General features: G+C 71.3%; 15 protein-coding genes. 7 read left to right on the top strand and 8 right to left on the bottom strand.

Annotated features, from left to right (window positions below; genetic code table 11):
- Positions 1 to 9: 9 nt before the first annotated feature.
- Genes AB0C73_RS30790 through AB0C73_RS30780 form a run of 3 tightly spaced genes read left to right on the top strand, consistent with a single transcriptional unit; the run spans position 10 to position 1,846 of the window.
- Entirely contained in the window at positions 10 to 831 is an 822-nt protein-coding gene (locus tag AB0C73_RS30790; RefSeq protein ID WP_362536555.1) for a helix-turn-helix transcriptional regulator, read from the top strand.
- Positions 828 to 1,073: a DUF397 domain-containing protein gene (locus tag AB0C73_RS30785; protein WP_362536554.1), complete on the top strand. Its 246-nt coding sequence runs from the start codon at positions 828 to 830 to the stop codon at positions 1,071 to 1,073. The genes AB0C73_RS30790 and AB0C73_RS30785 overlap by 4 nt, the downstream gene beginning before the upstream one ends.
- On the top strand, positions 1,073 to 1,846 hold the full coding sequence (locus AB0C73_RS30780) for an SDR family oxidoreductase (protein ID WP_362536552.1): 774 nt from the start codon (positions 1,073 to 1,075) through the stop codon (positions 1,844 to 1,846). The genes AB0C73_RS30785 and AB0C73_RS30780 overlap by 1 nt, the downstream gene beginning before the upstream one ends.
- Positions 1,847 to 1,879: 33 nt before the next feature.
- Here AB0C73_RS30780 and AB0C73_RS30775 read toward each other — a convergent pair whose 3' ends face one another.
- From AB0C73_RS30775 to katG, 3 genes are all read right to left on the bottom strand, one after another.
- A complete protein-coding gene (locus AB0C73_RS30775) occupies positions 1,880 to 2,155 on the bottom strand; it encodes a hypothetical protein (RefSeq protein ID WP_362536550.1) in 276 nt (91 codons plus the stop codon).
- A 24-nt stretch (positions 2,156 to 2,179) separates the two neighbouring features.
- The gene (locus AB0C73_RS30770) at positions 2,180 to 2,938 is read right to left on the bottom strand and encodes a hyaluronoglucosaminidase (RefSeq protein WP_362536548.1); all 759 of its coding nucleotides are present in this window, start codon (positions 2,936 to 2,938) and stop codon (positions 2,180 to 2,182) included.
- Between the two features lie 139 nt (positions 2,939 to 3,077).
- A complete protein-coding gene (gene katG, locus AB0C73_RS30765) occupies positions 3,078 to 5,270 on the bottom strand; it encodes a catalase/peroxidase HPI (protein ID WP_362536546.1) in 2,193 nt (730 codons plus the stop codon).
- Between the two features lie 148 nt (positions 5,271 to 5,418).
- Here katG and AB0C73_RS30760 point away from each other — a divergent pair, with 148 nt between their 5' ends.
- The gene (locus AB0C73_RS30760) at positions 5,419 to 5,865 is read left to right on the top strand and encodes a Fur family transcriptional regulator (protein ID WP_362536545.1); all 447 of its coding nucleotides are present in this window, start codon (positions 5,419 to 5,421) and stop codon (positions 5,863 to 5,865) included.
- Between the two features lie 70 nt (positions 5,866 to 5,935).
- Here AB0C73_RS30760 and msrB read toward each other — a convergent pair whose 3' ends face one another.
- The 4 genes from msrB to AB0C73_RS30740 form a co-directional block, all read right to left on the bottom strand.
- The gene (msrB, locus tag AB0C73_RS30755; protein ID WP_362536543.1) at positions 5,936 to 6,349 is read right to left on the bottom strand and encodes a peptide-methionine (R)-S-oxide reductase MsrB; all 414 of its coding nucleotides are present in this window, start codon (positions 6,347 to 6,349) and stop codon (positions 5,936 to 5,938) included.
- Between the two features lie 11 nt (positions 6,350 to 6,360).
- The gene (gene murC, locus AB0C73_RS30750; RefSeq protein WP_362536541.1) at positions 6,361 to 7,752 is read right to left on the bottom strand and encodes a UDP-N-acetylmuramate--L-alanine ligase; all 1,392 of its coding nucleotides are present in this window, start codon (positions 7,750 to 7,752) and stop codon (positions 6,361 to 6,363) included.
- A 142-nt stretch (positions 7,753 to 7,894) separates the two neighbouring features.
- A complete protein-coding gene (locus tag AB0C73_RS30745) occupies positions 7,895 to 8,365 on the bottom strand; it encodes an indole-3-glycerol phosphate synthase (protein WP_362536539.1) in 471 nt (156 codons plus the stop codon).
- Positions 8,366 to 8,471: 106 nt separating this feature from the next.
- Complete coding sequence (locus AB0C73_RS30740) at positions 8,472 to 9,257, bottom strand: pyrimidine reductase family protein (protein ID WP_362536537.1); 786 nt, start codon at positions 9,255 to 9,257, stop codon at positions 8,472 to 8,474.
- A 159-nt stretch (positions 9,258 to 9,416) separates the two neighbouring features.
- Between AB0C73_RS30740 and zapE the strand changes: the two genes are divergently transcribed.
- The gene (gene zapE, locus AB0C73_RS30735; RefSeq protein ID WP_362536662.1) at positions 9,417 to 10,478 is read left to right on the top strand and encodes a cell division protein ZapE; all 1,062 of its coding nucleotides are present in this window, start codon (positions 9,417 to 9,419) and stop codon (positions 10,476 to 10,478) included.
- Between the two features lie 32 nt (positions 10,479 to 10,510).
- On the top strand, positions 10,511 to 10,936 hold the full coding sequence (locus AB0C73_RS30730) for an OsmC family protein (RefSeq protein WP_362536535.1): 426 nt from the start codon (positions 10,511 to 10,513) through the stop codon (positions 10,934 to 10,936).
- An 85-nt stretch (positions 10,937 to 11,021) separates the two neighbouring features.
- Here the strand turns inward: AB0C73_RS30730 and AB0C73_RS30725 are convergent, their stop codons facing one another.
- Positions 11,022 to 11,960, bottom strand: coding sequence for an oxidoreductase (locus AB0C73_RS30725; protein ID WP_362536533.1), 939 nt, complete (start codon positions 11,958 to 11,960; stop codon positions 11,022 to 11,024).
- A 75-nt stretch (positions 11,961 to 12,035) separates the two neighbouring features.
- Between AB0C73_RS30725 and AB0C73_RS30720 the strand changes: the two genes are divergently transcribed.
- Positions 12,036 to 12,662, top strand: coding sequence for a TetR family transcriptional regulator (locus AB0C73_RS30720; protein WP_362536532.1), 627 nt, complete (start codon positions 12,036 to 12,038; stop codon positions 12,660 to 12,662).
- Positions 12,663 to 12,667 lie beyond the last annotated feature (5 nt).

Genomic DNA, 12,667 nt, shown 5'->3' with positions numbered 1-12,667 from the left:
AGGTGCGTGATGACAGACGGCGACACGGAACCGGAGACCTCGGACAGCCTGAAGGCGTTCGGAGAGGTGGTCAAGGCATTCCGCAAGCGGGCGGGGCTGACGCAGGAACAGTTCGCCCCGCAGGTGGGGTATTCCGTGGAGACGGTCTCGTCCGTCGAACAAGGACGGCGGTTCCCGTCCCCGAAGTTCGTGGACCGGTCGGAGGAGTTCTTCGACGCTTTCGGGGCGATCAAGGGTCCGGCGAAGCACCTGTCCCGGGAGCCCGTGGCCAACTGGTTCCGCCGTTGGGCGGCGCTGGAGGCGAAGGCGCTGTGCCTCTACACGTACGAGAGCAGGCTCGTGCCCGGTCTGCTCCAGATCGAGCCGTACCAACGCCTCCTCTTCGAGGAGCAGTTGCCGCCGTTGGGCGACGCGGAGATCGAGGAGAACATTCTCTTTCGCATGAAGCGGCAGAAGTTGCTCACCGAGCGGGTCAACACCTCGTACAGCTTCATCATCGAGGAGCACGTACTACGGAGGGAGACGGGCGGCCCGGAGGTCCACCGGGCGCAGATCGAGCACATCCTGCGCATGTCGGAGCGGCGCAACATCGAGATCCAGGTGATGGAGCAGAGGAGGGGACACCACGCGGGGCTCGCCGGCTCCATGCAGGTACTGGAGAGCCCCGACAATCGCTGGTACGGGTACGTCGAGGGGCAGGAGAGCGGGGTGCTCATCTCCGATGCCAAAGTCGTCGGCATCCTCCAGATGCGGTATGCCAGGATGCGGTCACAGGCTCTTACCCTGGAAGACTCCCAGAGCCTGTTGCGGCAGATGCGAGGAGCGACATGAGCACCACTGACCTGGCCTGGTTCAAGAGCAGCTACAGCAGCAGCGGCAGCGGCGACTGCGTCGAAGTGGCGCTCTCCTGGCACAAGTCCAGCTACAGCAGCGGATCCGGTGACGACTGCGTCGAGGTCGCCTCCTGCCCCACCACCGTCCACGTCCGCGACTCCAAGCGGCCCGAGGACGCCCAGCTCGCCCTCGCACCCAGCGCCTGGAGCGCGTTCGTCGGCGGCTGCGAGCAGCTCTAGTGGCCTACCTGGACGACCTGTTCTCCCTCTCCGGGCGCACCGCCCTTGTCACCGGCGGCAGTTCCGGCATCGGCAAGGGCATCGCGCGGGCCCTTGCCCGGGCCGGGGCGTCCGTCGTCATCGTCGCCCGGCGCGAGGCCGAACTGAAGGCGGCCGTCGACGAGATCACCGCACTCGGCGGCACCGCCGCCTGGGTGAGCGGGGACCTCGGGAGCCGTGACGGCGTACGGGCGGCGGCCGAGGCCGCCGTGGAGGCGCTCGGCGGCGAGCCCGACATCCTCGTCAACTCGGCCGGGATCAACCTGCGGCCACCGCTGTCCGACCTCACCGACGAGGTGTGGGACCGGACGATGGCGGTGAACCTGGAGGCGCCGTTCCTGCTCGGGCAGCGTTTCGGACCCGGGATGGCCGAGCGGGGCTTCGGGCGGATCATCCATGTGACGTCCCAGCAGGCGCACCGCGCGTTCGTCCAGTCCGGGGCGTACGGGGTGTCGAAGGGGGCCCTGGAGTCCCTGGCGCGTTCGCAGGCCGAGGCCTGGTCGCCGTACGGCGTCACCGTCAACACCCTCGTGCCCGGGTTCGTGATGACCCCGCTGAACGAGCGCCTGTCCTCCGACCCGGCCCGGGTCGCCGGTCTCGCGGCCCGCACCCTCGTCGGGCGCAACGGCCTCGCCGAGGACTTCGAGGGCGCCGCCGTCTTCCTCGCGAGCCGCGCTTCCGCGTACGTCACGGGGCAGGCGATCTTCGTGGACGGCGGGTTCTCCGTCCACTGAGTCCGCCGACGGGCGCCCCGGGGGCCGGTGGCGCTACTGCGCCGGCCCCTGCTCCCCCGGCCCCGCGCCACCCGAGAACCACTGCTCGCCGCCGTCGTTCTCGGGCGCGGCCTCGACCGGCATCTCCTGGGCCTGGGCCTGGGGCTGGGGCTGGGCCTGGGCGGGGATCTCCTGCGCCGGGACGGTGAGACGCGCCTTGAGGGCCGCGTTCTCGGCCTCCAGGTTCGCTATGCGCTTGCGCGCGAAGTAGAGCTCGACGACCGCGTCCTGGAACTCGGCGACCAGCTGGTCCGGGGTGAGCTGCACCATCGGTGGGGTTTCCTCTCCTGCGTTCTATGCGGGGGCGATACGGGTGGGGGATCCGCCGGAGCTGCGCCACCACAGTTCGCCGTTCTGGGCGTAGAGGGTGCCGCCGCCGTGGGCGGAGACGGTGCCGGTGGGCGGGGTCGTGGTGTTGCCGATCTCGACCGTGCCGTCGACGAGCAGGCCGGGCTTCACGGTCCGCTGGACGATGTGGACCTGCGCGCGCGGGGTGGCGCCGCGGTCGATGCCGATGCCGATCAGTCCGGTGCCCTCGACCGTGAGGTCTTCGAGGCCCTCGTTGTTGCGCAGGACGAGCAGAGCGCCCGTCGTGGGGCCGTGGGTCGCGGTGACGTAGATGCCCTGGGCGGCGGTGCCGGGCTTCGTGGGGTCGGTCGCGCCGGGGGTCTGGAGGTCGATGGAGAGCGCGGCGGCGTTGGCGTCGGAGGCGTCGGTGTAGCCGCGGTGCGCGATCTTCAGGGTGCCGCGGCCCGTCTCCGTACCGGACAGGTACATCGCCGACGTGCCGGGGTTGTCGGAGACGACGTTGAGCGCGACGCCGGTGCCGCTGGTGGCGGCCTGGTAGAGGGTCGCGGTGTGTTCGCTGGTGGAGGTCGTCTTGAGGAAGGCCGAGTTGATGCCGCTGTCGGTCGTGAAGCGGTCCGCGTGCACCTCGCCCGCGAACGTCTGCACCGGACCGGCCGCCTCGGCCTCCCCCGCCGTCGCTCCGACGGCCACGGTCACGGCTCCCGCCGTGAATCCGCCCATGAACAGTCTGCGTGTGACGGTCATGCGTTCTCCCCCTCGATGGCCTTGATCAGTCGATGCCTGCGCCATTCTGGCAGGGCCGTCGACGCGGGGGCGAAACGCCCGGGCCCCGGGCGGAGGAACCGCCCGGGGCCCGGTCGACCATCGAGAGTCGATCAGAAGATCAGCGCAGGTCGAACCGGTCCAGGTCCATGACCTTCGCCCAGGCCGCGACGAAGTCCGTCACGAACTTCCCCTTGGCGTCGTCCGAGGCGTACACCTCGGCGACGGCGCGGAGTTCGGCGTTGGCGCCGAAGACCAGGTCGGCGCGGGTGCCGGTCCACTTGACCTCGCCGGAGGCGTCGCGGGCCTCGAAGGTGGTCTGGTCGTCGCTGGTGGACTTCCACTCGGTGTCCAGGTCGAGCAGGTTGACGAAGAAGTCGTTCGTCAGCTTGCCGGGGGTCTCGGTGAGGACACCGAGGGAGGTCTGCGGCTGGGTGACACCCAGGACGCGCAGGCCGCCGACCAGGACGGTCATCTCCGGGGCGGAGAGGGTGAGCAGGTTCGCCTTGTCGACGAGCAGGTACTCGGCGGGGAGGCGCTGGCCCTTGCCCTGGTAGTTGCGGAAGCCGTCCGCGGAGGGCTCCAGGTTGGCCATGGAGTGGATGTCCGTCTGCTCCTGCGAGGCGTCGACGCGGCCCGGGGAGAACGGCACCTCCACCGTGACGCCGGCGTCCTTGGCGGCCTTCTCGACGCCCGCGGTGCCCGCGAGGACGATGAGGTCGGCGAGCGAGACCTGCGTGGCTCCCTTGGCGTTGAAGGACTCCTGGATGCCCTCCAGAACCCGCAGGACCTGGGAGAGCTCGTCCGGGTTGTTGACCTCCCACTGGTTCTGCGGCTCCAGACGGATACGGCCACCGTTGGCGCCGCCGCGCTTGTCGCTGCCACGGAAGGAGGAGGCGGAGGCCCAGGCGGCGGAGACCAGCTGGGTCACGGTGAGGTCAGAGCCGAGGATCTGCTCCTTGAGCGCGGCGATGTCCGCGGCGCCGACGGTCTCACCGGTGGCCTGCGGCAGCGGGTCCTGCCACAGCAGTTCCTCGGCCGGGACCTCCGGGCCGAGGTAGCGGACGACCGGGCCCATGTCGCGGTGCGTGAGCTTGTACCAGGCGCGGGCGAAGGCGTCCGCGAACTGGTCGGGGTGCTCGTAGAAGCGGCGCGAGATCGGCTCGTAGATCGGGTCGAGCTTCAGCGAGAGGTCGGTGGTGAGCATCGTCGGGCGGTGCTTCTTCGACGGGTCGAAGGCGTCCGGGATGGTCTCCGGGGCGTTCTTGGCCACCCACTGCTTGGCGCCGGCCGGGCTCTCGGTGAGCTCGTACTCGTAACCGAACAGGTTCCAGAAGAAGTTGTTCGACCACCGGGTCGGCGTGCTGGTCCAGGTGACCTCAAGGCCCGAGGTGATCGCGTCCTTGCCGACGCCCGTGCCGTACGTGCTCTTCCAGCCGAGGCCCATCTGCTCCATCGGCGCGGCCTCGGGGTCGGCGCCGACGTGGTCCGCCGGGCCGGCGCCGTGGGTCTTGCCGAAGGTGTGGCCACCGGCGATGAGGGCGACGGTCTCCTCGTCGTTCATCGCCATGCGGGCGAAGGTCTCGCGGATGTCGCGGGCCGCGGCGATCGGGTCCGGGTTGCCGTTGGGGCCCTCGGGGTTGACGTAGATGAGGCCCATCTGGACGGCGGCGAGCGGGTTCTCCAGGTCGCGGTCGCCGGTGTAGCGGGCGTCGCCCAGCCACTCGGTCTCGGGGCCCCAGTAGACGTCCTCGTCCGGCTCCCAGGCGTCGACGCGGCCGCCGCCGAAGCCGAAGGTCTCGAAGCCCATGGTCTCCAGGGCCACGTTTCCGGTGAGGACCATCAGGTCGGCCCAGGAGATCGATTTGCCGTACTTCTTCTTCACCGGCCACAGCAGACGGCGGGCCTTGTCCAGGCTCGCGTTGTCCGGCCAGCTGCTCAGCGGCGCGAAGCGCTGCTGACCGCTCCCGGCGCCGCCGCGGCCGTCGCTGACGCGGTACGTGCCGGCGGCGTGCCAGGCCATACGGATCATCAGCGGGCCGTAGTTGCCGAAGTCGGCCGGCCACCAGTCCTGCGAGGTGGTGAGCACCTCGGCGATGTCCCGCTTCACGGCGGGGAGGTCGAGGGCCTCGAAGGCCGCCTTGTAGTCGAAGTCCTCGCCGAGCGGGTTCGCCACGGCCGGGTTCTTCGCCAGGATCTTCAGGTTCAGCCGGTCCGGCCACCACTGCCGGTTGCCGCCGCCCTGCGTCGGGTGCGGGGCACGGCCGTGCGCGACCGGGCAGCCGCCCGTACCTTCGTGCTTCTGCTCAGACATCGGTCTTTCCTTCCGAACCATTCCGGCGTACACCCTCTTGGCTACTACTGGAGTCGATCCTATGCTGGACGCAGTCCAAGTCAATACGGCAACCGGACTCATACGGATTTACTCGCGCCGCACCACTCACACAGCAAGGCTGGTGACCATGAGCAACCTGCTGGAACGGCTTCGCCGACGCGGCTGGCGGATGACCGCCCAGCGGCGCGTGGTCGCCGAGGTCCTGGACGGCGAGCACATCCACCTCACCGCGGACGAGGTGCTCGCCCGCGCCACCGCGAGACTGCCCGAGATCTCCCGCGCGACGGTGTACAACACGCTGGGCGAGCTCGTCTCGCTCGGCGAAGTGGTCGAGGTGTCCGGCGTCGGCCGCGCCAAGCGTTACGACCCGAACGCGCACCGCGAGCACCAGCACCTGGTCTGCGCGGGCTGCGGCACGGTGCGCGACGTGCGCCCGGTCGGCGACCCGCTGGACGGCCTCCCGGAGGCGGAACGGTTCGGCTTCACGGTGACGGCGGTGGAGGTCACGTACCGGGGGCTGTGCCCGGTGTGCGGGGCGGCGGGGTCCGTGGATTCGGTGGCCGAAAACAGCTGAGCCGACCGGCGCGGGTCGCGCCGATCGGCTCAGGTGGTGGTGGAGCATCTCGCTCAGCTCTCGCTCAGCCTCAGCTCTCGCTCTCCTCCGGCTCCAGCCGGAGCGAGATCGAGTTGATGCAGTACCGCTGGTCGGTCGGGGTGGGATACCCCTCGCCCTCGAAGACATGTCCGAGGTGGGAACCGCAGCGTGCGCAGCGGACCTCGGTGCGGATCATGCCGTGCGAGGTGTCGGCGACCAGCTCGACGGCCTCGCTGTCCTTCGGGTCGTAGAAGGACGGCCAGCCGCAGTGCGACTCGAACTTCTCGGTGGACGTGAAGAGCTCGGCGCCGCACGCCCGGCAGGAGTAGACGCCCTTGGTCTTGGTGTCCGTGTACTCACCGCGGAAGGCCGGCTCGGTGCCGGCGAGCCGCAGCACCTGGTACTCGGACGGCGTCAGCTCGGCCTGCCATTCCTCGTCGGTCTTCTCGACCTCGTACGCCATGGGTTCGCTCCCTACTGCGAAAGCCGGTCCAGGATCTTCGGGCCCAGGTCGGTGACATCCCCCGCGCCCATGGTCAGAACCAGGTCACCCGGCTTCGCCATTCCCGCGACGACGTCCGCGACGGCGTCCTTCTCGTGCACCGGCGTGACGTCGGCACCGGCCGCACGGGCCGCGGCGACGATCAGCTCGCTGGTGATGCCCGGGATCGGGTCCTCGCGGGCCGGGTAGATGTCGAGGACGACCGAGGCGTCCGCGAGGGCGAGGGCGTCGCCCATCTCCTTGCCCAGCTCCTGGGTGCGGGAGAACAGGTGCGGCTGGAAGACGACGAGCAGCCGGGAGGCTCCGGCCGCGCCGCGCATGGCCTCCAGGTCGGCGGTCATCTCGGTGGGGTGGTGCGCGTACGAGTCGATGACCTGCACGCCCGCGGCCTCGCCCTTGAGCTGGAGGCGGCGGCCGACGCCGGTGTAGGCGGTGAGGGCCTGGGCGAGCGCGGCCGGGTCGATGCCGGCGCGGGAGCCGGCGGCGAGCGCGGCGGCGGCGTTGTGGGCGTAGTGGCGGCCGGGTACGGACACCGTGAAGGTGTGCTCGGCGCCGTCGAGGGCGACCGTGACCTCGCTCTTCATCCCGTTCGGGACGATCTTCAGGATGCGGGCGTCGGCGCCCTCGTCCTCGCCGACGGTGAGGGCGGTCAGGCCCTCGCGTCCGGCGACCCGGCGGGCCAGCTCGCGGGCGCCCGCGTGCTCGCCGACGACCAGGGTGCCGCCGGGGCGGATCTTGGCGGCGAAGGCCTCGAAGGACTCGTAGATCTCGTCCATGGAGGCGTAGTTGGCGTGGTGGTCCAGCTCCACGTTGAGCACGATCGCCACGCTCGGGTCGTACTTCTGGAAGCTGCGGTCGCTTTCGTCGGCCTCGGCGACGAAGACCTCGCCCTCGCCGTGCCGGGCGTTGGTGCCGGGGCCCGCGAGGTCGCCGCCGATGGCGTACGACGGGTCGAGCCCGAGCTCGGTGAGCGCGACGGCCAGCATCGAGGTGGTCGTCGTCTTGCCGTGCGTACCGGCGACGGCGATCGCGCGCAGGCCGTCCATGAGGGAGGCGAGCGCGTCGGAGCGGTGCACGACGGGGATGCCGAGCTCGGCGGCGCGGGCCAGCTCGGGGTTGTCGGCGCGGATGGCGCTGGAGACGACGACGGCGGAGGCGTCGTCGGCCAGGTGCTCGGCGGCGTGGCCGATGTGCACGGTGACGCCCAGGGCGCGCAGCGCCTCGGCGGTCGCGGACTCCTTGGCGTCGCTGCCCGCGACCTTGGCGCCGCGCTGGGCGAGGATCTTCGCGATGCCCGACATGCCGGCACCGCCGATGCCGATGAAGTGCGGCCGTTCCATGGCGGCAGGGATGGCGGGTGCCATGCGGTTCTCTCCCCGAGTGCGTCTTGTCGTCGTGCGTGTCGTTGCTTGAGAGGCCAAGCCTAGTGGTTCGGGGTGGGAGGGCCGGGCTCCGAGCCAGGCCCTCCCGATCCCAGGACCGTCGGTCCCTGTGCCGGTCGCCGCGTCAGTCGCTGTGTGCGAACAGCTTCAGGACCGGCACGCCCACCTTGTGGCGGGCCCGCGACGCCCAGTCGCGGTGGAAGAACTCCTCCACGTAGTGCGGAGCGGTCAGCACGATCACCTCGTCGGCGTTCGTCTCGTCGACCACCGTCTTCATCTTGTTCAGAGGGTGGTCCTCGACCACCTCTCCGACCGCCTCGCACCCGGCCGCTCTCAGCGCCTTCAGCGAGACCTCCAGGGCCTGCTCGGCGAGCGGCCGGGCCTCCTTGCCCTCGGGCTCGTCGCCCTCGCGGGTCGCTTCCTTCAGTTCGCCCATCGCGACGTCGTCGATGGCGCGCAGCAGTACATCGGCCTGGTCACCACGCGGCTGCATCAGAACGACGAACGAGACGCGCTCGTCACCGTGGAGCGTGGTGACGAAGTCCACGTCCGTCGACGTGAGCGGCTTCTCGATCATCAGAACGCTTGTGAACACCTCTGGAGCCCTTCTGCGGAAACCATCCTTCCCCGTGGCCACACGGGGATTGCGAGAGTGATTCTGCCCAGTCGACGCTAAGCGGAACGGCAAATTCCGCCCATTGTCAGATCCGACGGTAGCGGGTGAAGAGGAAGCCGTCCTGCTCCAGCACCGACGCCACGGCGAAGCGTTTCGGAACGGCGACGGAGGGACCCCCGGCGATCCGCTGCGCACCGCCCGCCGTCATGGTCGGGGAGAGCGTCAGACACAGCTCGTCGAGCACCCCCGCGGCCACGAACTGCCCGAGCAGACGCGGCCCGCCCTCGGTCAGCTGGCGCCGCAGCCCGCGCTCCGCGAGCGCCGCCACCGCGCGCTCCGGATCGATGCCCGCGCCCTCTCCGGCGATCACCACCTCCGCACCCGCGCGCTCGGCCTCGGCGCGGCGCTCCGGGGAGGACCCGGCGCCGGTGAGGACGAGGGTGGGGACGAGCGGCTCGGTGAAAAGCGGAAGCGAGAAATCCAGGTCGAGCGAGGCGGTCACCACCGCGATCACCGGGGCCGGGCCCTGGCCCGCCGCCGCCCTGCGGGCCGCGAAGGCGTCCCGCGCCCGGGCCGGGCGGTAGCCCTCGCTCCGTACCGTCTCGGCACCGGCGATCACCACGTCCGCCAGACCGCGCAGGGTGCCGAAGATCCGCATGTCGGCCTCGGAGGACAGCGGCTGCGAGCGGCCCTCGTGCTGGCCCGCGCCGTCGAGCGAGGAGACCATGTTGGCGCGCAGCCAGCGCCCGGAGGCGGCCTCCGGCGGGTACGCGTAGGCGTCGGCGAGCTCGTCGAGGGACCAGTCGTGGTCCGACCCGGCCTCCGTCGCGCTCGTGGCTGTCATGTCCGTCACAGGGAGCAGGCGTCGCATCCCGGCAGTCTGACACGGCGCTTACAGTGGACAACTGTGTCGACCCGTGCCCTGAGTGCCCTGTCAGAAGCCGATTCCGGCGGTTCCGGCGAATCCACCGGAACCGGTGGTACCGCCGGCTCCACCGGTACCACCGGTGCCACCGCTTCCCCCGATTTCATCGGAACGGCCCCGCTCTCGCTCTGTTCCCGAGAGCCCCGCGTCCCCGCCGACCGTCTGGTGGCGGAGATGGTGCCGCCGCCGCGGTTCGACTCGGTGCGCTTCGACACGTACATCCCGGACCCGAACCAGGCCAGCCAGATCGTGGCGGTCCGGGTCCTCGGCGACTTCGCCGAGGGGCTCGGCGGCGCCCACGCCACCGGCGCGGGCAAGCGCCGCTGGTTCTCGCGGGCCCCGAAGAAGCCCGCGGTGCCGGCCGGCCCGCGCGGGGTCTACCTCGACGGCGGCTACGGCGTCGGCAAGACCCACCTGCTCGCCTCCCTCTGGCACGCGACCCCGGCGGAGCCCTCGCTCAAGGCCTTCGGCACCTTCGTGGAGCTCACGAATCTGGTGGGAGCGCTGGGCTTCCAGCAGACCGTGCAGACGCTGAGCGGGCACCGGCTGCTGTGCATCGACGAGTTCGAACTGGACGACCCGGGCGACACCGTCCTGGTCTCCTCGCTGCTCAGCCGGCTCGTGGAGAACGGCGTGGCGCTCGCCGCGACCTCCAACACCCTGCCCGGCAAGCTCGGCGAGGGCCGGTTCGCCGCCGCCGACTTCCTGCGCGAGATCCAGGGCCTGTCGGCGCACTTCCGCCCGCTGCGGATCGACGGCGAGGACTACCGCCACCGCGGCCTGCCGGAGGCCCCCGCGCCGTACAGCGACGAGATCGTCACCAAGGCCGCGTACGCCACGCCCGGCGCCTCGCTCGACGACTTCCCGCATCTGCTCGACCACCTGGCCAGGGTGCACCCGAGCCGGTACGGGGCCCTGACGGACGAACTGACCGCGGTCTGCCTCACCGACGTGACGGCGGTCCCGGACCAGTCGACCGCGCTGCGGCTCGTGGTCCTCGCCGACCGGCTGTACGACCGCGAGATACCCGTACTCGCCTCCGGACTGCCCTTCGACAAGCTGTTCAGCGACGAGATGCTGAACGGCGGGTACAAGAAGAAGTACTTCCGGGCGATCTCCCGGCTCACCGCCCTCGCGCGGGACGCGAAGGGGCTGGTCTCGCAGTAGCTTGGGGCCATACCCCAGCGAAAGGGATACACATGGCCACCGTGCGTCACGCCCACACCGTCTGGCAGGGCGACCTCCTCAAGGGTTCCGGTGTCGTCACCCTCGACTCCTCGAACCTCGGCTCGTACGACGTCACCTGGGCGTCCCGCGCCGAGCAGCCGGAGGGCCGGACCAGCCCGGAGGAGCTGATCGCCGCCGCGCACTCGTCCTGCTTCTCGATGGCCTTCTCCAACGGCCTGGCCAAGGCCGGCAACCCGCCGACCCGTCTGGAGACGAAGGCGGACGTCACCTTCCAGCCGGGCGAGGGCATCACGGGCATCCACCTCACCGTGCGCGGCGAGGTGCCGGGCCTGGACGCGGACAAGTTCCAGGCGCTGGCGGAGGACGCGAAGAAGAACTGCCCGGTGAGCCAGGCGCTGACGGGCACGACGATCACGCTGACGGCGGAGCTGGCGTAGGCGGTACGGCGACGCTCACGCCGGGCGGCGCGAGGGGCGGGCGGCGTGCCGGGCGGCGTGCCGGGCGGTGTGACGGGCGGGCGGGTCAGCCCAGCCCGTAGCGCACCTCGGTGAGGCGCTCGGACAGCTCCCACAGGCGGCGGCCGGTCTCCGGATCGGTCGCCGCCTTCGCGTACGCGACCTGCTGGGGCGCGCCGCGCAGCTCGCCGGGCCCGTCCGGCCCGTAGAGGGCCCCGGCCTCGGCCTCCGGCGCGGTCGCCGCGTACAGCTGCGGCAGCGCGCCGCGCTCGGGGGCCTGGGCGAGCAGCGGGCCGAGGACCCGGCCGTACAGCCAGCGGACGAGGGCGACGGGGGTGTCGTTCTGGAGGTTGGTGGCGGTGTAGCCGGGGTGGGCGAGGACGCTGCGGACGGGGCTGCCGGCGGCGGTGAGGCGCCGGTGGAGCTCGTACCCGAAGACGGTGTTGGCGAGCTTGGCCTGGTTGTAGTGCCCCATGGGCGAGTAGCGCCGCTCGCCGTCGATGTCGTCGAAGCGGATCGTGCCCTTGCGGTGCTGGAGGCTGCTGACGGTGACGACGCGGGGGTCGCGGCCGGTGGCGGCGAGGCGGTCGAGCAGCAGTCCGGTGAGGGCGAAGTGGCCGAGGTGGTGGGCGGCGAACTGGAGTTCGTGGCCCTGGGCGCTGAGGGTGCGGGGCGGGGCCATGACGCCGGCGTTGTTGACGAGGACGTCGAGGCGGGGCCGTTCGGCGTGCAGCTTGGCGGCGAACTCGCGTACGGAGTCGAGGTCGGCGAGGTCGATCCGCCGGACGTCGAGCCGGGCGCCGGGCACCTCGCGGGTGATCGCGTCGGCGGCGGCGCAGCCCTTCGCCTCGTCGCGGACGGCGAGGACGACGTCGGCGCCGTGGCGGGCGAGCGCACGGGTGGTGGCGAGACCGAGGCCGCTGTTGGCCCCGGTGACGACGTAGGTCCGCCCGGTGAGGTCGGGGATGCGGGCGGCGGTCCACTTCGACTGCTCGGTCTCGGTCATGCGGCACACGCTGCCGCTCGTGTCACTTGGTGTCAAGTTCTTCGCCGAGTGACACAAGGGCGCTACGATCGGCACATGACGACCCCCGACGCCCCCGTCAGCCTGGCCGAGCGCAAGCGACAGCTCGTCGCGACCGAGCTGTCCGAGGCGGCGCTGCAGCTCCTCGCCCTGCGCGGCTTCGACGCGGTCACCGTGGACGAGATCGCGGCCGAGGCGGGGGTGTCGAAGCGGACCTTCTTCCGCTACTTCGCGTCCAAGGAGGACGTGGTCGTGCGGTTCCTGTCCGGGATGGGCGCCGACATCCACGCGGCGCTCGCCGCCCGGCCGGCCGGCGAGCCCGTGTCGGCGTCGCTGCGCCACGCCCTCGCCGTACCCCTGCTCGCCTGCACCGAGCAGCACCCCGACCACGCGGCCCGCGCACTGCGGGTGGTCCAGCTGATCCTGCGCACGCCGGCGCTGCTCGCCCGCTTCCTGGAGCGGCAGGCGGAGTGGCGCGAGGCGCTGGCGGGCGAGCTGGCCCGGCAGCGGGGCCTCGACCCGGCGGCCGACCTGTATCCGCGGCTCGCGGCGGGGACGGCACTCGTCGCCTTCCACACGGCGCTGCAGCGCTGGGGCGAGAGCGACGCGGCGGAGGATCCGCTGGAGCTGCTCGACAGGGCGTTCGCGGTGGTGCGACCGGCCCTTGACGCGCAAGATCAGTAACACGA

This window comes from Streptomyces sp. NPDC048623 (genome assembly GCF_040650755.1).
In the GTDB taxonomy this organism is placed as follows: Bacteria; Actinomycetota; Actinomycetes; order Streptomycetales; family Streptomycetaceae; genus Streptomyces.
Note: the sequence above shows the minus strand (reverse complement) of the source record. Positions and strands in the feature narration are given on the sequence as shown.

Coding starts and splice junctions, on each gene's coding strand:
- katG (WP_362536546.1), bottom strand. CDS start 5,270: ATGTCTGAGCAGAAGCACGAAGGTACGGGCGGCTGCCCGGTCGCGCAC.
- AB0C73_RS30770 (WP_362536548.1), bottom strand. CDS start 2,938: ATGACCGTCACACGCAGACTGTTCATGGGCGGATTCACGGCGGGAGCC.
- AB0C73_RS30730 (WP_362536535.1), top strand. CDS start 10,511: ATGGCCACCGTGCGTCACGCCCACACCGTCTGGCAGGGCGACCTCCTC.
- AB0C73_RS30785 (WP_362536554.1), top strand. CDS start 828: ATGAGCACCACTGACCTGGCCTGGTTCAAGAGCAGCTACAGCAGCAGC.
- AB0C73_RS30740 (WP_362536537.1), bottom strand. CDS start 9,257: ATGCGACGCCTGCTCCCTGTGACGGACATGACAGCCACGAGCGCGACG.
- murC (WP_362536541.1), bottom strand. CDS start 7,752: ATGGCACCCGCCATCCCTGCCGCCATGGAACGGCCGCACTTCATCGGC.
- msrB (WP_362536543.1), bottom strand. CDS start 6,349: ATGGCGTACGAGGTCGAGAAGACCGACGAGGAATGGCAGGCCGAGCTG.
- AB0C73_RS30725 (WP_362536533.1), bottom strand. CDS start 11,960: ATGACCGAGACCGAGCAGTCGAAGTGGACCGCCGCCCGCATCCCCGAC.
- AB0C73_RS30775 (WP_362536550.1), bottom strand. CDS start 2,155: ATGGTGCAGCTCACCCCGGACCAGCTGGTCGCCGAGTTCCAGGACGCG.
- AB0C73_RS30760 (WP_362536545.1), top strand. CDS start 5,419: ATGAGCAACCTGCTGGAACGGCTTCGCCGACGCGGCTGGCGGATGACC.
- AB0C73_RS30720 (WP_362536532.1), top strand. CDS start 12,036: ATGACGACCCCCGACGCCCCCGTCAGCCTGGCCGAGCGCAAGCGACAG.
- AB0C73_RS30790 (WP_362536555.1), top strand. CDS start 10: ATGACAGACGGCGACACGGAACCGGAGACCTCGGACAGCCTGAAGGCG.